This is a genomic window from Halobellus sp. H-GB7, from assembly GCF_030848585.1.
In the GTDB taxonomy this organism is placed as follows: Archaea; Halobacteriota; Halobacteria; order Halobacteriales; family Haloferacaceae; genus Haloquadratum; species Haloquadratum inordinatus.
Genome location: NZ_JAVDDW010000003.1, coordinates 185694 through 209236, shown reverse-complemented (window position 1 = coordinate 209236; position 23543 = coordinate 185694). Strand labels below are relative to the sequence as shown.

Annotated in this window: 24 protein-coding genes; 10 read left to right on the top strand and 14 right to left on the bottom strand. The window is 64.6% G+C overall.

Annotation, left to right across the window (positions count from 1 at the left end; all coding sequences use genetic code 11):
• Positions 1–52 precede the first annotated feature (52 nt).
• From RBH22_RS07825 to RBH22_RS07815, 3 genes are all read right to left on the bottom strand, one after another.
• A complete protein-coding gene (locus RBH22_RS07825) occupies positions 53–1291 on the bottom strand; it encodes an MFS transporter (protein ID WP_306677105.1) in 1239 nt (412 codons plus the stop codon).
• Positions 1292–1419: 128 nt separating this feature from the next.
• Positions 1420–1833, bottom strand: coding sequence for a desampylase (locus tag RBH22_RS07820; RefSeq protein WP_306677104.1), 414 nt, complete (start codon positions 1831–1833; stop codon positions 1420–1422).
• A 42-nt stretch (positions 1834–1875) separates the two neighbouring features.
• A complete protein-coding gene (locus RBH22_RS07815) occupies positions 1876–2214 on the bottom strand; it encodes a rhodanese-like domain-containing protein (RefSeq protein ID WP_306677103.1) in 339 nt (112 codons plus the stop codon).
• 176 nt (positions 2215–2390) lie between these two features.
• On the opposite strand from RBH22_RS07815, the gene RBH22_RS07810 reads away from it, so the two are divergent.
• Together RBH22_RS07810 and msrA are read left to right on the top strand one after the other, a co-directional pair.
• Positions 2391–2879: a dihydrofolate reductase gene (locus tag RBH22_RS07810; protein ID WP_306677102.1), complete on the top strand. Its 489-nt coding sequence runs from the start codon at positions 2391–2393 to the stop codon at positions 2877–2879.
• 148 nt (positions 2880–3027) lie between these two features.
• Complete coding sequence (gene msrA / locus RBH22_RS07805) at positions 3028–3555, top strand: peptide-methionine (S)-S-oxide reductase MsrA (protein WP_306677101.1); 528 nt, start codon at positions 3028–3030, stop codon at positions 3553–3555.
• 119 nt (positions 3556–3674) lie between these two features.
• Here msrA and RBH22_RS07800 read toward each other — a convergent pair whose 3' ends face one another.
• The 4 genes from RBH22_RS07800 to RBH22_RS07785 form a co-directional block, all read right to left on the bottom strand.
• Positions 3675–5012: a glutamate-5-semialdehyde dehydrogenase gene (locus RBH22_RS07800; RefSeq protein ID WP_306677100.1), complete on the bottom strand. Its 1338-nt coding sequence runs from the start codon at positions 5010–5012 to the stop codon at positions 3675–3677.
• Positions 5012–5839 carry a glutamate 5-kinase gene (gene proB / locus RBH22_RS07795; protein WP_306677099.1) on the bottom strand — a complete coding sequence of 276 codons (828 nt, stop codon included), beginning with the start codon at positions 5837–5839 and terminating at the stop codon, positions 5012–5014. The genes RBH22_RS07800 and proB overlap by 1 nt, the downstream gene beginning before the upstream one ends.
• Positions 5836–6621, bottom strand: coding sequence for a pyrroline-5-carboxylate reductase (gene proC / locus RBH22_RS07790; RefSeq protein WP_306677098.1), 786 nt, complete (start codon positions 6619–6621; stop codon positions 5836–5838). Before proC ends, proB begins: the two co-directional genes overlap by 4 nt.
• Positions 6622–7135: 514 nt before the next feature.
• Entirely contained in the window at positions 7136–7354 is a 219-nt protein-coding gene (locus tag RBH22_RS07785; RefSeq protein ID WP_256290128.1) for a DUF2892 domain-containing protein, read from the bottom strand.
• A gap of 199 nt (positions 7355–7553) precedes the next feature.
• On the opposite strand from RBH22_RS07785, the gene RBH22_RS07780 reads away from it, so the two are divergent.
• The 3 genes from RBH22_RS07780 to RBH22_RS07770 all read left to right on the top strand — a co-directional run bounded on the left by RBH22_RS07780 (position 7554) and on the right by RBH22_RS07770 (position 9684).
• Positions 7554–7892, top strand: a complete 339-nt coding sequence (locus RBH22_RS07780) for a rhodanese-like domain-containing protein (RefSeq protein ID WP_256290129.1) — start codon at positions 7554–7556, stop codon at positions 7890–7892.
• 101 nt (positions 7893–7993) lie between these two features.
• Positions 7994–8665, top strand: coding sequence for an HAD family hydrolase (locus tag RBH22_RS07775; RefSeq protein ID WP_306677097.1), 672 nt, complete (start codon positions 7994–7996; stop codon positions 8663–8665).
• Positions 8662–9684: a phosphotransferase gene (locus tag RBH22_RS07770; protein ID WP_306677096.1), complete on the top strand. Its 1023-nt coding sequence runs from the start codon at positions 8662–8664 to the stop codon at positions 9682–9684. Before RBH22_RS07775 ends, RBH22_RS07770 begins: the two co-directional genes overlap by 4 nt.
• Positions 9685–9801: 117 nt before the next feature.
• Here the strand turns inward: RBH22_RS07770 and RBH22_RS07765 are convergent, their stop codons facing one another.
• Positions 9802–11319, bottom strand: coding sequence for a phosphoenolpyruvate carboxykinase (ATP) (locus tag RBH22_RS07765; protein WP_306677095.1), 1518 nt, complete (start codon positions 11317–11319; stop codon positions 9802–9804).
• A 223-nt stretch (positions 11320–11542) separates the two neighbouring features.
• On the opposite strand from RBH22_RS07765, the gene RBH22_RS07760 reads away from it, so the two are divergent.
• The gene (locus RBH22_RS07760) at positions 11543–13138 is read left to right on the top strand and encodes an aldehyde dehydrogenase family protein (RefSeq protein ID WP_306677094.1); all 1596 of its coding nucleotides are present in this window, start codon (positions 11543–11545) and stop codon (positions 13136–13138) included.
• Positions 13139–13311: 173 nt separating this feature from the next.
• On the opposite strand, the gene RBH22_RS07755 is transcribed toward RBH22_RS07760, so the two are convergent.
• Together RBH22_RS07755 and RBH22_RS07750 are read right to left on the bottom strand one after the other, a co-directional pair.
• Positions 13312–13575: a hypothetical protein gene (locus RBH22_RS07755; protein WP_306677093.1), complete on the bottom strand. Its 264-nt coding sequence runs from the start codon at positions 13573–13575 to the stop codon at positions 13312–13314.
• A gap of 177 nt (positions 13576–13752) precedes the next feature.
• A complete protein-coding gene (locus tag RBH22_RS07750; RefSeq protein WP_121569634.1) occupies positions 13753–14154 on the bottom strand; it encodes a high-potential iron-sulfur protein in 402 nt (133 codons plus the stop codon).
• Positions 14155–14355: 201 nt separating this feature from the next.
• Here RBH22_RS07750 and RBH22_RS07745 point away from each other — a divergent pair, with 201 nt between their 5' ends.
• Complete coding sequence (locus tag RBH22_RS07745; protein ID WP_306677092.1) at positions 14356–15930, top strand: hypothetical protein; 1575 nt, start codon at positions 14356–14358, stop codon at positions 15928–15930.
• A 10-nt stretch (positions 15931–15940) separates the two neighbouring features.
• On the opposite strand, the gene RBH22_RS07740 is transcribed toward RBH22_RS07745, so the two are convergent.
• Entirely contained in the window at positions 15941–17332 is a 1392-nt protein-coding gene (locus RBH22_RS07740) for an ADP-dependent glucokinase/phosphofructokinase (RefSeq protein WP_306677091.1), read from the bottom strand.
• 129 nt (positions 17333–17461) lie between these two features.
• Between RBH22_RS07740 and ppsA the strand changes: the two genes are divergently transcribed.
• Both ppsA and RBH22_RS07730 read left to right on the top strand, forming a co-directional pair.
• The gene (gene ppsA / locus RBH22_RS07735) at positions 17462–19744 is read left to right on the top strand and encodes a pyruvate, water dikinase (protein WP_306677090.1); all 2283 of its coding nucleotides are present in this window, start codon (positions 17462–17464) and stop codon (positions 19742–19744) included.
• Between the two features lie 103 nt (positions 19745–19847).
• Positions 19848–20489, top strand: coding sequence for a phosphoribosyltransferase family protein (locus RBH22_RS07730; protein ID WP_306677089.1), 642 nt, complete (start codon positions 19848–19850; stop codon positions 20487–20489).
• A gap of 26 nt (positions 20490–20515) precedes the next feature.
• Here RBH22_RS07730 and RBH22_RS07725 read toward each other — a convergent pair whose 3' ends face one another.
• Positions 20516–20791, bottom strand: coding sequence for a hypothetical protein (locus tag RBH22_RS07725; RefSeq protein ID WP_121569629.1), 276 nt, complete (start codon positions 20789–20791; stop codon positions 20516–20518).
• Between the two features lie 229 nt (positions 20792–21020).
• Positions 21021–21893, bottom strand: a complete 873-nt coding sequence (locus tag RBH22_RS07720; protein WP_121569628.1) for a universal stress protein — start codon at positions 21891–21893, stop codon at positions 21021–21023.
• A 225-nt stretch (positions 21894–22118) separates the two neighbouring features.
• On the opposite strand from RBH22_RS07720, the gene RBH22_RS07715 reads away from it, so the two are divergent.
• Complete coding sequence (locus RBH22_RS07715) at positions 22119–22493, top strand: rhodanese-like domain-containing protein (protein ID WP_306677088.1); 375 nt, start codon at positions 22119–22121, stop codon at positions 22491–22493.
• Between the two features lie 42 nt (positions 22494–22535).
• Here RBH22_RS07715 and RBH22_RS07710 read toward each other — a convergent pair whose 3' ends face one another.
• Complete coding sequence (locus RBH22_RS07710) at positions 22536–23543, bottom strand: putative sulfate exporter family transporter (protein WP_306677087.1); 1008 nt, start codon at positions 23541–23543, stop codon at positions 22536–22538.

Sequence of the window (23543 nt, the reverse complement as noted above, 5' to 3'; positions counted from 1 at the left end):
TTCTATCGACGGGATACAACACAGGCGGCGCAGTACGTTCGTCGCCAGCGAATCACGTCGCGTGCGGCTCGGGTGCACGCCACGCGAGCACGGTCCCGACTCCCGCGAGTGCGCCCGCAAGAAGGAACGCCGCGTCGAAGCCCGCGGCGTCGACGACGGCGCCACCGACGATCGGAGCCAGAAACGCCCCAGCGAGACCGACGCTCGTCTGAAATGCGACGGCCGTCGCGGCAACGCGCGGATCGACCACCTCGCGCACGTATGTAAACGAGAGCCCGAGCGTGAGCTGGATCGCAAAGCCCGAAAGCAGCAGGACGCCGACGAGCAGTGGGACCGAGCCCAGGTACGCAAAGAGCAACACGAGCGGCGCAGCGAGGCCGAACGAGCCCAGCAGAACCGGCTGTCGCCGCCCGTCGAAGACGCGATCCGAGAGGAGACCGCTGCTGATTCGCGAAACGACGCCAATGCCGGGGAACACGGCCAGGAGGATACCACTCACCGCCAGCGAGAGTCCGATTTCCTGGGTGAGATACGACGACCCCCAACTGTTGATGAAGAGATACAGCGCGTAGCTGAGAAACCCGAGCGTCGCGACGAGCCAGACGGTCTCGTCGCGGAGAACGGTCCCGAACTCCCCCAGCGTGGGGGCGTCACCGTCGCGACCGCCGAGTCCGCGACTCGTCGGCCAAAATATGAGCAGGCCGACGAGCGCGACGCCCGTGAACGCGATGAAGATCGCCGGCCAGCCGAATCGCGCGGCGATGATCGGCCCCGTTCCCTGCCCGATCGCGAAGCCGACCGGACCGCTCGCGGTGAAGATACCGACTGCCGTCGCGCGGTGGTCGCCGGTCACTGCGCGGCTCACGATGTCGATGCCCGCGTTCCAGACGACCACGTACGCGATGCCACCGACTGCGCGCGAGGCGATCACCGACTGGTAGCTCCCTCCTCGTCCCCCAATCCATCCCCAGATGCCGGCTGCGAACAACACGAACACGGCGATCACCATCACGCGTCGAGAGTCCGTTCGATCCAAGAGGGCGCCGGCTGGCAGACTCGCAACCACGGCGGTCCCGAACATTACGCTCACCAGGAGCCCGGCGATCGCCGGCCCGATGTTCAGGGACTCACGGATCAGCGGAGTGACGCTCGCTGGGACGATCTCGTAGGCCGCCAGTCCCACCGACGTCAGGCTCGCGCCCGCGACGAGACCGTACGTCGTCCAGTCCCGTCCCGACGCTCGCCCCGACCGATCTCGGTCTGGTCGGTCGTCACTCCGTTCGGTAGCCATCAGTGCCCGGACGTGTTCGTCAGTTGTATAGAAAGCAGTGGTGTCGGCTCCGTCTGCCGGGACATTGTTACTTCACGACCGTAGCATCCACAACCAATCAGTTTCCCTACTATATCACGACGCCGTAGTTACTCCTCGGCGATCGCGACGGTCTCCTGTTCGAATTCCTCGCCATCCCACCGCCACGAGCCGAGATACGGGTGGCCGTCGAACGCACAGATCACGTAGGAGTAGCCGGGCCACGTTGCACGCTCGGCGTCGACGGCGCTCGGACGCGCCGGCCCCGTCGGGTGCGTGTGATAGAACCCGACTACGTCGAGTCCTCGGGATTCGATCTCGTCGATCTGTTCTAGTTGCGCTTCGGGGTCCATCGCGTAGCGAATCTGTGGCGCGTCCGCGACGTTCTCGACGCGGGAAACGTCTGTGACGCGACTCGCGTCGGCTCCGTGTTCCCCGGCGAGGACGCCACAGACTTCCTCGTCGTCGCCGGCGTACCCGTGGTGGACGATCTCGTCGTAGGCGTCGCGGCGAATGGTGAGCACGTGCGTTCTAGGGACGCTCGCCGCAAAAACTCTCGCCTCAGGTTACGCGTCGCTGTCGGCGTCCGTTTCGAGTTCGTACTCCCAGGCGTTGTAGCCGCCTGCCATACTCCTGACGGACGTCTCCGCGCCGACGCCCTCGTAGCTGCTGATGAGGCGGGCCGCCTGAACCGACGACTGCCCGATCGGGCACGCGACGACGACGTCCTCGCCCCACTCGATCTCGTCGATCCGGGTGTGGAGTTCGGCCATCGGGACGTTCTCCGCGCCCGGGATGTGACCCTGATCGAACGACGACGGCGAACGGATGTCGATGATCTGTACGTTCTCGCCCGCATCGAGTTTCCGCTTGAGTTCTTCGGTGCTGATCTCCTCGACTGTCATCGGGCGATCACCCGTCGAGAGTCGGCGTCGGACGTCGGTAATGCGTCCGTTCCGGGGCGTTTGCCCGGTCGCTGAAGTGTCATCGTCCTCGTGATATACTGCCTCCCGGAACAAACTCATTTCGGAGCGGCGGCTCCCTCGCCTCTTTTTGTAGCCGCCGTTCTTACACTCCGGTGATGGAACTCGTCGCAGTCGCCGCCGTCGCCGAGAACAACGTCATCGGCCTCGACGGCGAACTCCCGTGGGAAAGCATTCCCGCGGACAAACGGCAGTATCGCGCTCGCGTCTCCGATTCCGCGGTCGTTCTCGGCCGCGAGACGTTCGAGTCGATGCGCGATCACCTCCCCGGGACCCACCAGATCGTGCTGAGCCGGACGGAACGCGAGTACGACGTCGCGACGGCGACGCACGCAAGCGACGTCGACGAGGCGGTCGAAATCGCCGAATCGCTGGGTTTGGAGACTGTCTACGTGCTCGGTGGGGCCGAGATCTACGCCCTCTTCCAGCCGCACGTCTCCCGGATGTATCTGAGTCGCGTGCCCGGTGAGTACGAGGGCGACGTCCACTACCCGGTGTGGGACAAGGAGGAGTGGGAACTCGCGTCGACGTCGGACGAGGACGGTTTCACGCTCGAAGAGTGGGTCAGGCGGAAGCGCGTGGACTGAACGCGTCCGGCCATCCGAGCGGTGCCCGTCGCTCTCTGCACCGCCCCGCCGCTCTCCACATCGATCCTCGCCGCCCACCGCATCCCGGTCGTTCTCCACACCGCTCCCCGCGTCAGTTACATACTGCCGGGGACCTAATCAATAGCCAATGTCCGCGACAGCGACGTTCGGTGGCGGCTGCTTCTGGTGTACCGAGGCGGCGATGCAGGAACTCGACGGCGTCGAGTCGGTCACGTCCGGGTACGCCGGCGGCCACACCGAGAATCCGACGTACCGGGAAGTCTGCTCGGGGAGCACCGGCCACGCGGAAGTCGTCCAAATCGAGTACGATCCCGACGTCATCGGCTACGACGACCTCTTGGAGGTGTTCTTCGCGACGCACGACCCGACGCAACTGAACCGTCAGGGCCCCGACGTCGGCTCGCAGTACCGCTCGATCGTCCTCTATCACGACGACGAACAGCGTCGGCAGGCCGAGGCCTACGTCGAGGCCCTCGACGAGGAGTACGACGACGACGTCGTGACGGAAATCGAGTCGCTCGAACGCTTCTGGCCCGCAGAGGAGTACCACCAGGACTACTTCGAGAAGAACCCCAACGACGCGTACTGTCGGATGCACGCGCAACCGAAGGTCGAGAAGGTACGCGAACGGTTCGCGTCGAAGGTAACGCAATAACGGCTTCGCGTCGTCTGTACTCCGGTTGGACTCGCCGCAGCGACGGATTCGGAGATGCCACAGCGGGGAGACGCCACCGCGGGCAGACGCCGGACGCTCCGGCGGCGGTGCGAGTGCCGTTACTCCTCGCTACCGCTCAGGTGGCCGGGGACCCACTCGCCATCGAAGTCCTCGTGGAGGAAGGGCGTCGCGTTCTCGCCGGCGTACGTCGCCACGAGCTGGCCGTCGCCTTCCAGATGGTACTTGTAGGTCGTCAGTCCCTCCAGACCGACGGGCCCGCGGGCGTGGATCTTGCCCGTGCTGATCCCGACCTCCGCCCCGAGTCCGAACCGGTAGCCGTCGCTGAAGCGCGTCGACGCGTTGTGGAAGACGCTCGCCGCGTCGATCCGCTGCATAAATTCGGCGGCGCGGTCTGCCTCCTCGGTTACGATCGACTCGGTGTGCTTCGAGCCGTAGGTGTTGATGTGGTCGATGGCGTGCTCCAGCGAGTCGACGACTTTCACCGACAGGATCAGATCGCCGTACTCTGTCGACCAGTCTTCCTCACTGGCAGCGTCCATCTCGACGATGTCGCGCGTGCGTTCGTCACCGCGGAGTTCGACGCCCGCCTCGCGGTAGCGCTCGACGAGGTCGGGTAGCAGGTCTTCGGCGACGGACTCGTCGACTAAGAGCGTCTCGACGGCGTTGCAGACCGCGGGGTACTGGACCTTCGCGTCGAAGGCGATGTCGGCCGCCATCGAGAGGTCCGCCTCGGAGTCGGCGTACACGTGGCAGACACCTTCCGTGTGACCCAGAACGGGGATGCTCGTGTTGTCCTGGACGTAGCTCACGAAGGCAGAACTCCCGCGGGGCATCAGGAGGTCGATGGCGTCGTCCATCCCGAGCATCGTGTCGACGTCTTCGCGGGCTTCGATGTGCTGCGCCCAGCCGTCGGGGACTTCGGCGGCGGCCTCAATGATTGTCTCGTAGAGAACGCGGTTCGAGTGCGTCGCTTCGCTGCCACCCTTGAGAATGACGGCGTTGCCCGATTTGAGGCTCAGTGCAGCGATCTGCACCAGCGCGTCGGGACGCGACTCGAAGACCGTGCCGATGACGCCGATCGGGACCGACAGTTTGTAGAGTTCCAGGTCTTCGTCGAGCCGTCGGGCCGCGAGCGTCTTCCCGAGGGGATCTTCCTGTCCGGCGACGCTGCGGACCATCTCGGCGATGCTTTCGAGCTTCGACTCCGAGAGTTTCAGGCGGTCGACGAACGCCTGGGTGTACTCCCCGGCTTCGAGCATCTCTTTGCCCTCTTCGACGTCGATCGCGTTGGCTTCGAGAATTGTCTCGCTGTTTTCCTCGATGGCGTCTGCGATCGCGTGCAGAGCGTCGTCGCGAGCCGATTCCGAGAGGTTCGCCAGCTCTAACGCTGCGGACTGTGCTTCGGTGACTTTCGCCTCAGTTTCTTTCTGGCTCATCAGTGATCGTTGATAGGGGTGAAGATGGTTCCGACGGGCTGTTCGGTGGCGACCTTTTCGAGGACGTCTTCCTCCGTCGAGCGGGCGATGACCGCGGGAATGCCGTGTTCGCTCACGGACCGCGCGCCCTGAACCTTCGTGCGGATGCCGCCGAAGGAGCCGCTCGCACTCGAATCGACGATCTGCTCGACTTCGTCGTAGTTGCGACCGACCGCTTCGATCAGTTCGGCGTCCGCGTCCTCCTTGGGGTTGCCGGTGTAGACGCCGCCGACGTCGGTGAGCGTGACGAGCAGGTCGGCGTCGACGCCGATCGCGATCGACGCGGAGATCATATCGTTGTCGCCGATCCGGATCTCCTCGGTCGCGACGGCGTCGTTCTCGTTGACGATCGGGACGACGCCCCACTCTAGGAGCGTCTCGATCGTGTTCTTGAAGTTGGTGAACCGCTCGGGGTTCTCGAGGTCGTGCTCGGTCACGAGAATCTGCGCGACGGTCAGTCCGTAGCGCTCGAAGCTCTCGGTGTAGCGCCGCATCAGGTGACTCTGCCCGATGGTCGAGAGCGCCTGGGACTCCTCGACGGTGTCGTCGCTCGCGAAGCCGATGCGGCCCTTCCCGGCCCCGATCGCCCCCGAGGAGACGAGGATGACCTCTTTGTCGCGCTCGACGAGTCCGGCGACGTCGTCGACGAGTTTGTCGAGTTTCCCGTCGTCGAGGTTCGATTCGTCGTCGGTGAGCGAGTTGGTGCCGGCCTTCACGACCACGCGTCCGGCGTTCGCGGCGAGCGAGCGTGCTTTAGCCACTTCCGCCGCTTCGACGGCGCCGCTCATTGTTCGGCGTCCTTCGCGGCCTCCTCGGCCAACTCGGCGGAGCGCTGGCTCGCGGCGCTCAGCGCGTCGCCGACGACTTCCTCGACGTCGCTGTCCCAGAGGACTTCCATCCCTTCGATCGTCGTCCCGTTCGGCGAGCAGACGGCGTCGATCAGTTCGTCGACCTCTTTGTCGGAGCGGAGCACCGTCTCGGCGGCGCCCTTGAACGTCTGTGCGGCGAGGACTTCCGCGTCCTCCTCGTCGAGTCCCTCCTCGACGGCCCGCTTTTGCATCGCCCCGAGGAGATAGAACACGAAGGCGGGACCGCTGCCGTTCAGTGCCGTCGCGACGTCCATCAGATCCTCGTCGATCTCGACGTACTCGCCGAGGTCCGAGAGCATCTGTGCGACGTTCTCGTCGGGCTCGTCCCAGGAGACGGCGGCAGCCATATCGCGCGTCTCCGCGGCCAGATTCGGCATCACACGCACGACGGTGGCGTCGGTCTGCGGCTGGACGACGTCCGTCGAGACGCCGGCGGCGATCGTCACGAGCGTCGTGTCGGCGTCGAGTTCCAGGTCGTCGAGCACGAGCGGGACGATGTCGGGCTTCACCGCGAGGACGACGACTTCGGAGTCGTGAACGTCTGCGATGTCGGTCGTCGTTCGGTCGGCGTACTGTTCGATCGCTTCGAGAGCCTCGGGCGCTACGTCGTAGGCCGTGATGGTGTAGCCGTCGGCCTGAGAGAGGCCCGTGATCAGAGCGCTCCCCATATTGCCGCAGCCGATTACGCTGACGTCGATCATCTTGTGACTCTATAGACGGGGCCGCCGATATACGAACTTTGGTTTCCGATCGGTTCCTAGCGATGTTGTCTTTGGCGCACACGCGGGCGATCATCCGCGAAACAGAGCGCGAACTGCTCGGTCAGCCGTATACTGACCACGGTTTGCTAGCGAATCCGATCTACCTCACAACGATTCTCTCTCCAGACGTGAGTACGCCCTCCGTCTCGGTATTCAAAACTATTATCCAATATATTCATTCATTAGTTGTGTTCACTAAATGTGTTCTCCGATTGTGTTCACTGGTTATGGTGGATGGCGAGTGAATCTGCACCCCCAACGCAGTCGTCGCGTGGCAGCAGATTTTGGAATGGTAAATCTGGAATACCTAAACGAAAACGGAAGCGAGAGGACGTCACAGGGATTCTCGTAACTGTTCGGAGGTTTTCGCCGTACCGTCCGGCGAGACATCTACGAGGACTTACGATAGTCCCTATCAGTTGCGGCGTCCTCGACGATACAGCAGGAGCGTGACTCAGCGCGCGCTACAGGTGTCGACGCCGATGAGCGAGTAGAGCCCGCAGAAACCGGTCACGGCGGTCCCGACGAGGACCAGCGCGATTACGCCGAGGATGGGAGAGAGGATCATCGGCCCCGGAACGAGATTTCCAAGGAGGCCGAGCGAGATGACTCCCGCGAATGCGCCGAGGACGATTCGAACGAGACTGTCTGTCTGACCGACGTTAGTTTCCATACCTGTATATTGGTCCGTTCATACATAGTTGTTCTTGCCGCTGCGACCGCTCGACTGGTCTCTTTGACTGTGGCTGAACACGCTACGGCGCTGATGCAGCAAATTTGGTTCTAATCCACTGGAACTCTTGAAAACCCTCGCAATATTGTATCGTAATCGAATTCTAATGTACTCTGGATCCCGTATTCTGTCCTACACGATGTCACAGATCCCGGCCACGACACCCCAGGAACTGAAGGAAGCCATCGCGGACGGCGAGGAACTGACGATTCTCGACGTGCGCCAACCCCACGAGTTCGAAGACAACCACATCGAAGCCGAGAACGTCGAGACGATCAACGTCCCGCTGAACGAACTCCAGACGCTGGGACCGGACCAACTCCCCGACAGCGTCTCCGACGACCGGATCGTCGCCGTCTGCCGCTCGGGTAACCGGAGCAGTTTCGCGACGCGAATCTTAGATCAGGCCGGGCTCGACGTCGAGAACTTACAGGGCGGAATGCGGAGTTGGAAGCAGGTCGCGAGCGTTCCGTCGTAAGTTCCACGCTCCGTTATCACCGGGGGGCGTCTGACACTCGCGGTCCGGATTCCAGATCGAGGCGTGAGGTTTTCTGTTCTCGTCCCGTAGTTACGTCTCTGATGGCGTTCGACGCAGTCGTCTTCGACCTTGACAACACGCTCTGTCGGCAGGACGGTGACGTGGGGGCGGCCTACAGGCAGGCGTTCGAACAGGTCGGGACCGAGCCGTTTGGCGAGCCCGCAGACCTGTGGAGTGCACTCGATGGCTCCCCCGATCCGAACGACCGCATCGGCTACCTGGGTGCCGGCTTCGCCCGCGTCGCCGCACAGTACGACCGGAGAGACGTCGATCCGATCGCCCTGGCGAGCGCGCTCCTCGACGGTATCGACACGTCGGCAGTAGCCTTCCTCCCGGGTGCCGAGCGAGTACTCGAGACCGCCCGATCCCACGGTCCGGTCGCGATCCTCACGAACGGGCCGCGGCGTCGACAGCGAGCGAAGATCCGGGCGCTCGACCTCGAAGACGCCGTCGACGCGATCGTCTATGCTGGGGACCTTCCGCGGCGAAAGCCGCACGTCGATCCATTCGAGATCGTCCTCGAGGAACTCGGCGTCCGTGCCGGACGATCGGTTTACGTCGGCGACTCACTGGAGTACGACGTCGCTGGCGCCCACAACGCCGGACTCCAGGCCGCCTGGCTCCGCCCCGACGGCGAGGACGCCGGACGCTACCGCCCGGAGTACGAACTCGATTCGCTGACCGAGCTACACGACGTGCTCACAGCAGAATGACGGAGCGACCCGACCCCTCACTCCGAAGTGTCCTCTCCGCAGTCGCCCCCGGTCAGAGCGTCACTTCCGTGAAACCGATCGAGCGAGGGAACCGCAAACGGACCGCAGTCGTCCGGTTCGCAGGCGCCGACCCGATCGTCGTCCAGCAGACGCCGACCCCGAGGAGTGCTCGGGTCGAAGCACGCCTGCTCGCGGCGATCGACGAGCGGACGTCGGTCCCGGTCGCACGCCCCATCGACAGCGGCGACACCGGCGACGACGGGTGGCTCGTCACGCCGCTCCTCGCCGGAGACGACCTCCACGAGGCGTTCGTCGATCTCGACGCAGCCACGCAGCAGTCTATCGCCGGCGCGTTCGGTCGCTTCCTCGCGGAACTCCACGAGGTTTTCCAGTTCGGCCGGTACGGTCCGCTCGCGGTCGACAATGGCGATCTCGTCACCGAATTCCGATCCCCTCGATCCACGCCGATTGGCGACGAGTTCGATCTGGAGGACGGGATTTCTGGCGGTGTCGCCGCCGCCACGCCGGCGGAGTGGCGCGAGTGGCTGGTCACATACGGACGGGCGAACGTCGCTCGACTGCCCTCTGAGTTCGACGACCTCCGATCGGGGCTCTTCGATGTGGTCGCGAGCCTCCCGGCGACGACGGGACCGGCACCGCGGTTGTTCCCGTGGGACTTTCGACCCGGGAACGCACTGGTCGCCGACGGCACTGTCACGGCCGTACTCGACTGGGAGTATCCCCTCGCCGCCGACCCTGCGCTGTCGGTAGCGAAGGCGGAGTACCTCGTCGCGGACTGGTATGTGTCCGAAGTGCGGGCCGATCGGCTCCGCGCGGCGTTTCGTGAAGGGTATACGTCCGTCCGCGACATCCCGGAGATCAGACCGGCACACCGCGTCTGTGCGATCGCGAGCGCTGCGGTGGACTCACGCGGCGTCGTCACGAACCCGCAGTATCCGCCGGTCGGGCGGGCGGCCGCCGTCGAATTTCATCGACGGGCGCTCGAACGAGTCCTGTGACGCGATTAGCGACTGCGAGCGCAGGTAGATAGAATGCTGAGAGAGCACATCAGACCGGCAGCCCATCTGATCGTCGGCGCGACGATCCGATTCCGGCGGGTGGAAACCGTGCGCCGTTCAGTACGTCGCGTCGACGATATCGTCGTCGAGGGCCTCGAACTGCGCGAGGTACTCCTGCCGTTCCGTGCGCAGCGCGCTGTGTGCGTCCGCGAAGTCCTCGACGTGATCGGCGACGACGTACCGGTCGATGTCGATGCCGGGGACCTCTGTGGGGACGGTCAGCCCGAGAGAGTCGTCGGCCGCCCATTCGATCGTGTCGCGCGCGACGCCTTCGAGGATGGCGACAGTCTCTTCGACGCCGACGTCGACGGGGTCGTCGGTCCCGACGACGCCGGTGTTGATGACGAAACAGTCGAGATCGAGGTCGGCGATCAGGTCGCGGAAGCGGTTGCCCTCTTCGCCCTCCGATCCGATGATGAACGGGTTCGTTCCGACGACGCGGATCGACTCGCCGATGCGCGAGGGGTCGCCAGCGCTCGTCTCGACGGATTCGCCGAGCATAAACGCGACAGCCGCCTGCGCGTCCGAGAGTTTCGCGATCGGCGGCATCAGCGGGTTGCGGGTGATGAAGAACACCTGATCGACCTCCTGAAGATCGATGTCGTCCGCGGAGCTTTCGAGGTAGTCGCGACGGATCACCGCGCGGGCGTTGCGGCCGTGCCGCGGTTCGTCGAAGTGGACCGTTCCGTCGTCGTCGACGGCGACGTTTTCGAGGACGGCGCTCTCGTCGGTCGCCGCGCTGTGGAGTTCGGGCTGTTCGTCGGCGTCGAGGCCGAGGGTCTTGATGTAGAGCCCGCTCCCTTCACTCCCCGCGACGGTGCCCGAGGGCAGCAGCGCACAGACGTCGTCCTGCAGCATCTCGGCACCTTCGGGATCGTCGAGCCAGAGTCCGTGACTTGTCAGCGTGGACTTGCCCGTCCCGGACAGTCCGAGGAACAACTGCCCGACCTCCCGCCCGCCGTCCTCGTCGTCGAGGGTGACGCGCTTGCTGCCGGCGTGCAGTCCGAGACCGCCCGCCTGCTTCGCGCGGCGCATAAAGAGCCGCAGGAACGACTTCTTCGCCTCGCCCGTGTAGTCGCTTCCGAGCACCGTCGTCAACCCCTCGTCGGGAAGTACGCGGATGCGTGGCTCGTCGGTCGCGTCAGGTAGTTGGACGGTGACGAAGTCCGGCGCCGCGCCCTCCGGGGCCGGTTCGAGGAGTTTCGCCCACGCCAGCGCGATTCGACCGTACTCCTTGGGGACGAAGAGGCGACACACGGCGGCGACCTCCTCGTGTCGGCCGACGACCCGGTCGACACAGAGGACGTCGTTGGAGGCATCGTTGACCCAGTCGATGCCCTCCTCGAAGACGTCGATGTCCTCGGCATCGAACGACCCGTCGACGTTGTTTACCGTCCGGTCTGCGCTCCGGGAGCGGTACTCACTCACGTAGGAGGGTGCTCCGAACTCGGTCGTCGTTTCGAGGGGCGCGGAGAACTCCCGAAGGTCCGCAAACGAGGGGTTGTACGTGACGTGGTCCGCCGCCACCGGATCAGGAAAGTCGGCGACTGTCGGCCAGCGGGTCGAATTTGCCATATAGGGTACGATCCGCGATTTGCTCTCATAAGATTGTTGAATGCCGTGTATCAAATAATAAAATTCGTTTTATTTCTTCAGTACTATATAATCGCTCTCCTATAGATGCCCGCGGACGCCTGCGACCGCGGCTTCGAGTCGGAAACGGGGCTCCTGTCTCGAAAATAGATAATATATGATATGACTGCGCAATAATATTAGCTTCCGGAGCGAAACGTAACGTATGGACCCCGTCCCCTTCGAGAACGAGCTCACGTTCGAGACACACCGCCAGAACGACACCGTCGAGGAGTTCCACCAGTCGTACGAGGACGCAGTCACGGACGTCCGAGCCACGCTCGGGAAATCACATCCGCTGTGGGTCGACGGCGGTCCCGTCGACGCCGACGAGCAGTTCACAGTCACGAGTCCGGGCGACTTCGACGTCACGATCGGGGAGTTCGCTGCGGGGACCCCCGACGACGTCGATCGCGCGGTCCGAGCGGCGGCCGCCGCGTTCGACGAGTGGCGGCACACCGCTGTCGAGGAGCGCGTCGAGATCTTCCGCGACGCTGTCGAGGAGCTCCGTGAACGGAAGTTCGAACTCGCTGCGACGGTCTCGCTCGAAAACGGCAAGAACCGCACCGAATCCATCGCGGACGTCGACGAGGCGATCGACTTCCTCCGGTTCTACAGCCGCGAACTCGAACGACACGACGGCTACGAGTTCGATACCGGCGAACCGACGCCGGGACAGCACTGTCGCAACCTCTTGCGACCGTACGGCGTGTTCGGCGTCATCGCGCCGTTCAACTTCCCGATCGCGATCCTCGCCGGGATGACGACGGGGGCAGTCATCACCGGCAACACCGCCGTGGTCAAACCCGCGAGTGCGACACCGTTGATCGCGCACAAATTCGTCGAGATCCTGACCGACGCCGGCCTGCCCGACGGCGTCATCAATCTCGTCACCGGGGGCGGCAGCACCGTCGGCCAACCCCTCGTCGAACACGAGGACGTCGCAGGCATCGTCTTCACCGGCTCGCGAGAGGTCGGGCTCTCGATCGAGCGGGCGTTCCAAGACCTCGGCAAGCGCGGCCCCGTCATCGCCGAACTCGGCGGGAAGAACTCCGTGATCGTGACCACCGCGGCAGATATACAGGAGGCCGTCTCCGGCGTGGCGATGGGTGCGTTCTCGTTCAGCGGGCAGAAGTGTTCGGCGACTTCCCGCGTCTACGTCCACGAAGACGTGTTCGATCAGTTCCTCTCCCGACTAGTCGAGAAAACGGAGTCGCTCGGGATCGGACCCGCCGAGGCCGAGGAGACAGTCGTCTCCCCGGTCATCGACGACCGGGCACTGGAACGGTACGCCGACATCTGCGAGCAGGCGGCGTCCGAGGGCACGATCCACACGGGCGGCGACGTCGTCGACGCCTCCGACCTCCCCGACGGACGATACGTCGAACCGACCGTCGTCAGCGACGTCCCGCACGACCACGCGCTGGCGCGTGAAGAACACTTCCTCCCGTTCGTGACGGTTCATCCGGTCACGGACTTAGCGGAGGCAATCGACAAGGCCAACGACAGCGACTACGGCCTCTGTGCCGGCCTCTTCTCCGAGGACGAGAGCGAGATCGAGACGTGGTTCGATCGGATCGACTCCGGGATGTGTTACGTCAATCGCGCCCAGAGCGCGACGACCGGCGCGCTCGTCCAGGCCCAGCCCTTCGGCGGTTGGAAGTTCTCGGGGACGACCGGGAAGTTCGCCGGCGGCTACTGGTACCTCCCGCAGTTTATGCGCGAACAGAGTCGGACGCACGTGAGGGGCGCTCGGGAGTGATCGGCGTCGCACAGAGCGAATTCGCCGACCTGCTCGCGGTGCCTCTCGACTCCCGGCCCTGTCGAGACGCACCCTATAGACGGGTCGAACCTCTCACTCGACGCAGACGCCGGATCTGACCGTCCCGTACGGGCTGATGGGTTGCCCCGGCGTGTTTTCTCGAATCGACGAGGTCACTGGTCGGACAGTTGGATGGCCAGTTCACGAGCCCGGTCGACGTGTGCGTCCGCTTCTGAATTGCCCGTTTCGTCGATTTCAGCTAAGAGATCGACGATGGTCTGTGCCCGGTCGGCGGCGACGGTCGGATCGTCTATGTCACGGAGGTCCGACGCGATAGCTTCAGCTTCACCCAGCACACGACTGGGTGTCCGGTCGACCGGAAGTTCGGCCGTCGCCGCCAGTGCCTCGTACAATTCGACGCGTGGATCGGCAGTCATCGAACTGAGGTACAGTCCGGGCCGGAAATAGCATTGCGGGTGTTCTCGGTCGCCCCGCGATCGTCCGTTGTCCCACTGAGCGGTCCTGCTGGAAGGTGCGGGGCCGAATTCAAGCGGCTCTCGACGTGTCGGCGCGGAAAGACCGACGTGGGGTTCGTCGTGTCGCCGGCGTAGCTACTACTCCTGGTACGGTGCGTAGCTTATACACCACGCCTCGGGGTCGATCGTCCCCTCGACGATGGCACAGGCCCCTAATCCGTCGTCGTTCTTGTCCTCGATGTAGAACGTACAGCCGGAACACTGCTGGCCCTCTTTCGGTTCCTCTTGGTACTGTACGTCCGATTTAGCCGACAGGCTGTCGGGGTCGCGCTCTTGCCCGCCCAGCGACGTTGCCGTGGCGTACTGCTCGGGCACGGTGTCGTCGTCAGACGGCGGCGCCGTCGTCGTCGGTGCTTCGGTCGTTTCCTCGCCGCCTCCGTCGCCGCCGCCGTTACCGGAACACCCAGCGAGACCAACCACTGCTGTCGTGCCGGTCAGTTGCAAGAACCGTCGACGTGAGTTACCGTTTCCGTCTGCCATACTCACACAGAAGGCTGGAATCGGCTTACCGCTGCGGGCAGTTCCTGCGGCACGGGAAGTACCCATACGTTGATTACGTCAGGAAGCATAATACCGTGTTCTCATAGGGGCGAGCGCGGTGCCCCTCAGACAGACGTTCGCCTCGGGTTGATGGATCGCGATACCAGTAAGCACTCAAAACTGGCACTCCGAGGCGTGGGTATGAGTGTCCCCGATACCTTCGATTCCGACCTGACGCGGGCCCAGTTGGGGCTCGCTGCGGTCGTCGCCCTCGTCGGCGCGGTACTCACCCTCCCAGCAGTACAGTCCGTACTCTATGGTGCTCTCGTCGGCACGCCCAGCATTCTCCAGTGGGGCATAGTGTCGGCAGTGATCGCTGCCGTCGGGGTGGTGCGTGAGCGGCAGGAACTGCTGCTGCTCGGCGTCGTCGTCTTCGTCGTCCTCGGCGTCTTCGTCGGCCCGGTCGTGGGCGGCGTCTACGCGCACACCGATATGGCGACGCAGGTGCAGCAGGACGCGACGCGGTTGGACACGTTGCCAAATACGTCCACGGAGAACGTGCGTGTGCTGCCCCGGAGCGTCTCCGACAACTACGCGCAATCGTCGATGCAGTATCCGCAGTACCGGCTCACGGGCTCGGACATCGCCTACCACAACGGTTCGTACGCGTGGTCGCACGGACTCGCGCCTGACAACTTTATGGTGGCGTGGTTCGGCACACAGAGAGGCGCGCTGTACGTCGATATGACGACGACGCAGAAGCGGGTCCAAGTGGAAGAGCGGACGTTCACCCACGGCCGCGGCCAGCTCTTTTTCGACTCCTATCAGTACCAACAGGTGCTGCACTCCCCGCTGAAGCGCCACAACTGGGAGACGACGTTCAACGCCCGGGCGAACGGGACCTCCTACATCGCGCACTCGACGACCGTCTACGACTGGAAGTTCCGGCTCGCACCCATCCCGCAGCTCTATGCGATCCCCCGACACGGGTCCGTCGAGCTAATGCGCTCCGACGGGTCGATCGAGAGCCTGTCACCCGGGGAGGCTCGGTCGTCCCCGCTCCTCCGCGGGCAGAACTTCTACCCCTACGAACTCACGATGTTCAAAGTCGAGTCGATGCAGTACGTCAACGGCGCCCTCAACAAGTGGTTCTGGAAGGAGGACGTGTTGGCGATCGCCGATCTCCCCGAAGCGGGCAACCGGTGGCCGATCGTCGTCCCGACCGACGGAGACGACCCCGAATTGACGTACTTCGTCGCCACCGAACCCACCGGGAGCGGCAACGGCGTGTACGAGGTCTGGACGATCGACGGCCAGACCGGAGCGATCGGCGTGCAGGGCTACGACGAGTCCCAGATCGGACCACAGAAGGCAGTCGACTTCGTCGAGCGTCGGCCGCAGGTCAATCGCCTCTCGAACGCCGACGCGATTGCGCCCGTGCCAGTCGTGAAGGGAGAGACTCTCTACTGGCACGTCAAGGTCGTGCCGCGAAGCCGCTCCGGCGTCGTGTACACGGCGTTCGTGAACGCCGAGAGCGGCGACGTCACGCTCGTCGAAGACACGGAACCGATCTACGCCTTCCTGACGCAGTCGGAGTTCGAGAACGTCCAGGACGAGACTGACGACCGGGCCGGTGGGACCACAGTCACAGTCGTGGTGACGAACGCCGACGGCGAGATCGTGGGCACGCGGAACGTCACTGTCCCCGAGGGCGGTGGCGTCTCGGTCAATGTCCAAGATCGGACGGCGAACAACTCCACCGCCCAGGCGAGCTAGCGACCTCGAATCACCTCTTCTCACCTGTGACGGCCACTTCGAGCGCGAAACTGGCCGCGGAGACGATGTCGCCGATGCCGACCGTGCTCGCGGGATCTGCGACGACTCGGTTGGGGGCGGCCACAACCCTCGGCGTCGTTAACACGCCGTCTTCGGCGCTGGCACCGACAGCGTCGGCGAGCGTCTCGATCGCGTGCTTTCCCGACTCTGAGGGGTCGTAGTCGAGCCCCGCTTCGAGATCTTCCGGGGCGCTGATACGGCCGGTGGCCGCCTTCGTCGCCGCGTTGATCGCGGCGAATTCGAGCCCCCGGCGGACGGCCTCCGGAGAGAGGTACTCGTCCATCACCGCGAGATGGTAGTCCATCGCGTGCAGTCGGATGCAGTCGACGCCGAGGTGGTCGACGAGGGAGTGCAGGACTCGGTAGTGTTCGAGGATCTCCGCCGCAGGCGAGTCCCGACCCGGCAGATCCCCACCCGAGGGCGGCGAGTCCGTCGTCGCACCGTCGCGGTCGACGTCACCCCGCAACAACCCCAGTTCGTTCGGATCGAGACCGATGACGTTCGCCTCCGGGAGGATTATCTCGGTGATCGCCGCGCGGAGGTCGTCGTCGTGGGTCACGGCGTACTCGACGTGGACCGGAAAGTCGCCGCCGGACCGTAGTCGAGCCAGGGTCTCGCGGGCGTGTCGCAGCGTCTCCACGTAGCCGTCGTCGATGTTCTCAGGCGTCAGGTTGTGATAGCCCGCCAGTAGGGCTCCGTCGATCTCAGCACCCACCTGGTCGACGACCGGATCTAGGCCGCCGGCGTGCAAGTCGAACTCCGGCGGTCGCGACGCCGCGATGAATCGGGTGTCGCCGGTCGCGCGGACGCCGAACAACTCTGCTCCCTCCCGGAACTCGAAGATCCAGTTGATCTTGGTCCGTTCGGTGTTCGTCGCCTCGGCGACCGGGACGAACGAGACCGTTCCGTCTTCGACGCGTGGATATCTGACGCGCTCGGGCCGCTCGAACATCGACTGCTGGGTCTCAGACAGGAGATACGTGTACAGTATCGGGGCGGCGTCGAGCGTCGAGAGGAGATTCGTCATAATCCCCGCCTGTCCGCCCATCTGCATCGCATCCGGTTCCAGTCGCGTCTCCAGTTCGGCCGCGAGTTCGGACGTCATCGCGACTTCGTCGCCTTCCCCCGTCGCCATCGTGTGTGTGATCGCCGTCGCGAGGTCCGACGCCGAAGCGAGGCGGGCGGGCGGGGCCGCCGTGCCCGGTTCGTCAGGCCGCGGGAGTTCGGCTTCGAGGGCCGGGCCGACATCGACGACCGCGTCGACGTTCGCGTTGTACGCGAGAAAGACCGGCAGGTCACGGAGTGCGCTGAGGTCGGCGTCGAGGTCGTCTTGCGGGGGCATATTGGTTCTGTGTTTCGTCCGTTGTGACAAATCAGTAACGACAGTCCGTGTCTCGTCCGCTGTGGCCTCGGCGACGCTCCTGTTGATTCCTGCCGAACGTTAACACGGATGACCACGTAGTCTCAAGTGATGACTAGCCAACCATTCGTTCGGTCACTTGAGGACGTCGGCGGCGACGACGTGGGCTCAGTCGGCGGGAAGGCCGCGAACCTCGGCGAGCTCGCAGGCCTCGACGTCCCCGTTCTGCCGGGCTTTACGACGACTGCGGCGGCCTACGAGTACTACGTCGACGAGACGGGCATCCGCTCGGACATCGAATCGGCGCTCGATGGCCTGGACGTGGACGACGTGAGTGACCTCCAGTCGCGCGGCGAGCGGGTCAGACGGCTGATCCGGGAGGCGACGATGCCGCCAGACCTCGAAACTCAAATCGTCGAACAGTACGAGGCCGTCGCGCGAGAACTCGACACACGCGATCCTGCGGTCGCCGTTCGGTCCTCGGCGACGGCAGAGGACCTGCCGACCGCATCGTTCGCTGGCCAACAGGACACCTTTCTGGACGTGACTGGCCGGGAGGAGTTACTCGACGCTGTCAAGGGCTGTTACGCCTCGCTCTTTACCGATCGGGCGATCGTCTATCGGGAGAACAAGGGTTTCGACCACTTCGACGTACGACTCGCCTGTGTGGTACAGAAGATGGGTCAGGCGGACCTCGGCTCCTCGGGCGTGCTGTTCACGCTGGACCCCGACTCGGGCTTCGAGAACGTCGTCGTCGTCGAAGCCGCGTACGGTTTCGGAGAACTGATCGTCCAGGGAGAGGTCGATCCCGATCGGTACGTCGTCTTCAAGCCGACGAGCGGGATTCTCGAAAAACGGCTCGGGGGGAAAGCACAGCGAATGGTCCGGCAGAACGGCGACACAGTGGTCGAAGACGTTCCTGTGCCAGAACGAAACCAGTACGCGCTCTCGGACGACCAGATACGGACGCTGGCGGCGTACGCCGAGCGAATCGAGGACCACTTCGATCGTCCGATGGACGTCGAGTGGCTCTTGGACGGCGACCTCGGGCAACTGTTCGTCGTGCAGGCTCGTCCCGAGACCGTCCACGGCGCGGCTGAAGGGAACGTGATCCGGTCGTATCGACTCCTCGAGGAGGGCGAGACGCTCCTCGACGGCGTCGCGATCGGCAGTGCGATCGCCACCGGCCGGGTCAGACTGCTCGACGACGTCAGCCAGATGGACCGCTTCCAGGCGGGCGACGTCCTCGTCACCGAGATGACCGCTCCCGACTGGGTTCCGATTATGAAGAAGGCGAGCGCGATCGTGACCGAACGTGGCGGAAAGACCTCCCACGCGGCGATCGTCTCGCGGGAGTTGGGCGTGCCCGCGGTCGTCGGGACCCAGCGCGCCACGAAAGTCCTCCGGGACGGCGACGCGGTCACGGTGGACTGTACCAGCGAAACGGGGTACGTGTACGACGGCGAACTCGAATTCGAGACCCGCGAGGAAACGCTCACCGACGTGCCGGAGACGGAGACCGACGTGATGCTCATCCTGGGCGATCCCAGTCGCGCCTTCTCGCTCGCCAGCCTGCCGGTCGACGGGGTCGGACTCGTCCGAGAGGAGTTCATCATCACCTCGCACGTCGGCACGCACCCGCTCGCGATGCTCGAACGCGGCGAGGGCGAGCAGTACATCACCGCGCTCCAGACCGGGATCGCGAAGATCGCGGCGGCATTCTACCCCGATCGGGTCGTCGTCCGACTGAGTGACTTCAAGACGGACGAGTATCAGCGGCTCGAAGGCGGCTGGAAGTACGAGTTCGACGAGGCGAACCCGATGCTGGGTTGGCGTGGTGCCTCGCGGTACTACGACGAGGATTTCCGGAAGGCGTTCCGCCTCGAATGCGAGGCGCTGCGACGCGTCCGCGAGGAAGTCGGCCTCGACAACGTGACGGTAATGGTGCCCTTCTGCCGGACGCCGGAGGAGGGACAGCGCGTCCTCGATATGATGGACGGGCACGGCCTCTCTCAGACCGACCTTGACGTCTTCGTGATGGCCGAGGTGCCGTCGAACGTCGTGCTCGCCGATCGTTTTTCGGAGCTGTTCGACGGCTTCTCGATCGGCTCGAACGACCTCACGCAACTCCTCTTGGGCGTCGACCGCAACTCCGAGAAACTCGCCTCGCTGTTCGACGAGCGCGATGAGGCGGTCGCGCGGTCGATCGAGTCGCTGGTCAAGGAGGCGCACGAGCACGACCGACCCGTCGGTATCTGCGGCGACGCTCCCTCGACCGTTCCCGGCTTCGTCGACCTCCTACTGGAGGCCGACGTCGATTCGATCTCTGTCACGCCCGACGTCGCGCTCGAAACGATCCAGAAGGTCAGCGAAGCCGAGAACCGCCTGTCGTAACGGCGGGTAGCCGGGCTTCCGGCACTAGTCTCCATCCGGATCCCGATCCTGTGAATTTACCCACACATTACAGGTTGGTGGAGTTCGTAGTTCGAACATAGCTATGACGTCCACCCGTCGATTCGCAGACCGCACCGAGGCCGGAGAACTGCTCGGTGAGGCGCTCGAAGAGCGCGACATCGACGTCGACCTCGTGCTCGCCATCCCCCGCGGTGGCCTCCCGCTCGGACGGGCCGTCGCCGACGCGGTCGGTGCACCCCTAGACATCGTCGTCGCGAAGAAGATCGGAGCACCGGGAAATCCGGAGTTCGCGGTCGGCGCCGTCGCCAGCGACGGCTCCGTCTGGCGGAACGAGGACGCGCGCCACCGGTACGACGAAGAGTACTTCCAGCGCGAGCGCGAGCGAATCGCCGAGGAAGCCGAGCAGAAGGCCGAGCGCTACCGGGGCGACCGGCCGGCTCCCGATCTCGCGGGGAAGACCGTCGCGGTCGTCGACGACGGCGTCGCCACCGGCTCGACCGCCAAAGCCTGCCTCCAGATGCTACGAGACGGAGACGCAGCGCGGATCGTGCTGGCGGTTCCAGTCGGACCGCCCGAAACGGTCCGAGAGTTAGAGTCGATGGCCGACGAGGTCGTCTGTCTCGAAACGCCGAGTCGGTGCATCGGCGTCGGCGGCTTCTACGAGAACTTCAGCCAGGTGTCGGACGAGGAGGCGATGGCGTACCTCGAACCGCCGGATCGCTGACGTCGTCGAGGAGTGTCCGGTTGGGCTCAGTAAATCTCGATTTCGGTCACCATTCGCCGGACGACAGTCGGTTCCTGCAGCACGTGTCCCTCGTCGTCGACGGTTCTGGACCCGACCTCCTCGGTGAGGACGGCTGTGTCGTAGTAGATGTCGTCGGTTCCTTCGATCCGCGCGACTCGGTCCGCCGGATACATCACTGGTTCCCGACCCTCGTCGGTCACCGCGACCCAACCGTTCTCGGCGACGAACACGCGCTCGCTCTCGACCGGTTCGGCGTCGTCACGGAAGTAGACAGTCGCCATACCGTTACAGACGCGCGCCGTGCTAATCAATGTCCCAGTGCCTGAGACGGTGTCGTCCACATCACCTGATCGAGTCGGACTCGCCACCGTCGACTGCCGCCGCACAGTCCGTGCACAGTCCTGTCTCCGCGTCGTGATGCGTATCACAGACGAGCGCGCCGCACCGGCGACACTGGTGTTCGGCCGGAGCCGACTCGCAGATCTGACAGAGGCCTTCGACGCTCATCGTTCAATTGCTGGTCAGGATCGGCATCTCCGAGCGTCTGAGCACGCGGGCGGTCGTACTGCCGAGGTACCTGTCGGCCTCCCCGTGGCCGCGCGTTCCCATCGTGACCAGGTCGGCGTCGACCCCGTCGGCGTAGTCGAGGAGTTCTTCGTGGGGGACCCCGCGAAGCACGTTCGACGTCACGGGAAGGTTTCGATCACGCGCCGCTGCGGCGATCGATTCGACCGCGTTCTCGCCACCCTGCTTGAGCATCCCGACGATGCTCTGCGGAACGTCGTCGAAATCGTAGGTCGTCGTGTCGACGACGTAGACGACGTGGACGTCGGCACCGTACCGCTCGGCGATGCCGAGACCGTGTTCCGCCGCCCGCTCGGCGGCGTCGCTGCCGTCGGTGGGGATCACGACGTGGTCGTACATCGTGTAGCCCGACTCCGGAGCCGGTTCCCCAGAGAGCCGGACGGCCATCACCGGGACGCTGGCGGCCGTCACCACGCGCTCGGTCGTACTCCCGAGCCGGGACCGTTCGGCACCCGCGCGGCCGTGCGTTCCCATCACGACCAGGTCGATCCCGTTCTCGTCGACGTAGTGGCGGATTACCCGGTGCGGACGCCCGGTTTCGACGACCCGGACCGTTTCGAGTCCGAGGTCGTCGGCTCGCTCTTGGATTCGAACGGCCGCGTCCCGCCCGCGTTTCTCGACCCGTCCCCGGAGTTTCTCGCGAGCGGCTGCTTCCAGCCCTGCCGGCTCCGCACCGGTGTCGACGGCGTGCAAGATATGGACTGTGGCCTCGCTCGTCCGTGCCAAGTCCAGAGCCCGGGCGATTGCGTTTTCTGCGCCAGTGCTTCCGTCGGTCGGGATGAGGATGTCGTCGTACATAGATGGACCTGCGTGATTACGGGCTAGGAAGACTGCCCACGCGCTGGGTGCTGCCGTCGGTTCGCCGGCTGGGATGGTCGCATCGCTGGCTGACGAGAGGCGGGGAAGTCGTTTTGTTAGCCCGTGCTTACTGTTAATCCTCGCGAGCGGGTGACTCGCCGCCGACGCGGACTGTCGATCTACCGAAGCAGATTAGTTTTGTACTCTGAGCGCAATATACATCCAATGAGTACGATCCGACCGGCCGAACTCGACGAACGACTCGACTCCGGGTCGACAGAGGACCTTTTGATGGTGGACATCCGCCCGACGTCTGCCTATCGGGCAGGTTCGATCGACGGGAGTCGGAACGTCCCGGTCTACGAGGACCTGCGGAGTGGTGACGACTCCACGCTACGCGGTCGCCTCGACGAGATCCCCGCCGACAAGGACGTCGTCGTCGTGTGCAAGCAGGGGATGGTCGCGAAACGGGCGACGAGCATCCTCCGTGAGGAGGGGTACGACGCGATGACGCTCCTCGGCGGGATGGGCGGGTGGAACGGCTATCAGAAGGGCTCCCTGGGCTACAAGCTCCGCTCGCTCATCTGGAAACTCTCGTAGGGGGCGGATCGCAACGAGCGCGTGAGGTGGCACCGAGGCAATTTACGCGAAGACGAGCATCGTCGCGCCGAGCGACAGCACACTGACGGTCACGAGCGCGCTCAGGACGACCAAGAGCGGTTTGATACCGGTTCGCCGCATCCCCTGAATTTCGATGCTCGTTCCGAGACCGACGAACGCGACGAGGAACAGCAGTTGGTAGCCGCGTTCCAGCAGGGCAACCTCCGCGTCCGAGAGGAGACCGGCGCTGGCGACGCCGGCCACGAGCACGAATCCCAGGACGAACTTCGGGAACTGGCCCCAGAAGTACCGCCAACTCGCTACCGACGTCTCGCCGTCGCCGCCGTTCTGCCGGGCGTAGTAGACCGCATAGAGGATCGCGACGACGCCGATGAAGACGTTCCGTCCGAGTTTCGTGACCGTCGCCCACTGGCCGGCCGTCGGCGAGTACGCGAATCCGGCCGCGACGACCGGCCCCGTACTCACCATACTGATCCCGGCCCAGATACCGAAGACGATGTCCGGGAGATCCAGCAGGCGACCGATCGCCGGATACGCCGCCAGCGTGACCGCGTCGAACAGGAGAATCGTCGCCACCGCGTAGGCGATCTGCTCGCTCTTCGCGCGGACGCCGCTGGAGACGGCGACGATCGCAGAGACGCCACAGATGGAGTATCCGGCGGCCAGCAGCGACCCCAACCGGTCCGGGATCTCGAAGACGTTCCGCGCTAGCAGTTCGACGAACAGGAGACTGAAGCCGAGGAAGCCCACGACGAGCACCAGTAGGGAGAGACCGACCGAGAGCAGCTGGTCGACCGCGATCCGCGCACCCATCAGCACGATGCCGGTCTCCAGCCAGAGTTTGTGCGTCGCGAGGCCGTCTTCGGCCCACTCGGGGGTCCCGACAGAGTTGGCGACGACGACGCCCAGCCCGACGGCCAAAATCAGTCTGTTGACGCCGACGACCGTCGAGAGAACGTGTGCGACGGCCGCCCCAGCAACGAGAACTGCCACTCCGGGGACCACTCGCGCCGTGTTTCGAGCTATCAT

Coding starts and splice junctions, on each gene's coding strand:
- RBH22_RS07730 (WP_306677089.1), top strand. CDS start 19,848: ATGACGTCCACCCGTCGATTCGCAGACCGCACCGAGGCCGGAGAACTG.
- RBH22_RS07800 (WP_306677100.1), bottom strand. CDS start 5,012: ATGAGCCAGAAAGAAACTGAGGCGAAAGTCACCGAAGCACAGTCCGCA.
- RBH22_RS07780 (WP_256290129.1), top strand. CDS start 7,554: ATGTCACAGATCCCGGCCACGACACCCCAGGAACTGAAGGAAGCCATC.
- proC (WP_306677098.1), bottom strand. CDS start 6,621: ATGATCGACGTCAGCGTAATCGGCTGCGGCAATATGGGGAGCGCTCTG.
- RBH22_RS07765 (WP_306677095.1), bottom strand. CDS start 11,319: ATGGCAAATTCGACCCGCTGGCCGACAGTCGCCGACTTTCCTGATCCG.
- RBH22_RS07770 (WP_306677096.1), top strand. CDS start 8,662: ATGACGGAGCGACCCGACCCCTCACTCCGAAGTGTCCTCTCCGCAGTC.
- RBH22_RS07760 (WP_306677094.1), top strand. CDS start 11,543: ATGGACCCCGTCCCCTTCGAGAACGAGCTCACGTTCGAGACACACCGC.
- RBH22_RS07775 (WP_306677097.1), top strand. CDS start 7,994: ATGGCGTTCGACGCAGTCGTCTTCGACCTTGACAACACGCTCTGTCGG.
- RBH22_RS07720 (WP_121569628.1), bottom strand. CDS start 21,893: ATGTACGACGACATCCTCATCCCGACCGACGGAAGCACTGGCGCAGAA.
- RBH22_RS07785 (WP_256290128.1), bottom strand. CDS start 7,354: ATGGAAACTAACGTCGGTCAGACAGACAGTCTCGTTCGAATCGTCCTC.
- RBH22_RS07755 (WP_306677093.1), bottom strand. CDS start 13,575: ATGACTGCCGATCCACGCGTCGAATTGTACGAGGCACTGGCGGCGACG.
- RBH22_RS07825 (WP_306677105.1), bottom strand. CDS start 1,291: ATGGCTACCGAACGGAGTGACGACCGACCAGACCGAGATCGGTCGGGG.
- RBH22_RS07810 (WP_306677102.1), top strand. CDS start 2,391: ATGGAACTCGTCGCAGTCGCCGCCGTCGCCGAGAACAACGTCATCGGC.
- RBH22_RS07725 (WP_121569629.1), bottom strand. CDS start 20,791: ATGGCGACTGTCTACTTCCGTGACGACGCCGAACCGGTCGAGAGCGAG.
- RBH22_RS07740 (WP_306677091.1), bottom strand. CDS start 17,332: ATGCCCCCGCAAGACGACCTCGACGCCGACCTCAGCGCACTCCGTGAC.
- RBH22_RS07710 (WP_306677087.1), bottom strand. CDS start 23,543: ATGATAGCTCGAAACACGGCGCGAGTGGTCCCCGGAGTGGCAGTTCTC.
- msrA (WP_306677101.1), top strand. CDS start 3,028: ATGTCCGCGACAGCGACGTTCGGTGGCGGCTGCTTCTGGTGTACCGAG.
- RBH22_RS07750 (WP_121569634.1), bottom strand. CDS start 14,154: ATGGCAGACGGAAACGGTAACTCACGTCGACGGTTCTTGCAACTGACC.
- RBH22_RS07745 (WP_306677092.1), top strand. CDS start 14,356: ATGAGTGTCCCCGATACCTTCGATTCCGACCTGACGCGGGCCCAGTTG.
- ppsA (WP_306677090.1), top strand. CDS start 17,462: ATGACTAGCCAACCATTCGTTCGGTCACTTGAGGACGTCGGCGGCGAC.
- RBH22_RS07815 (WP_306677103.1), bottom strand. CDS start 2,214: ATGACAGTCGAGGAGATCAGCACCGAAGAACTCAAGCGGAAACTCGAT.
- proB (WP_306677099.1), bottom strand. CDS start 5,839: ATGAGCGGCGCCGTCGAAGCGGCGGAAGTGGCTAAAGCACGCTCGCTC.
- RBH22_RS07715 (WP_306677088.1), top strand. CDS start 22,119: ATGAGTACGATCCGACCGGCCGAACTCGACGAACGACTCGACTCCGGG.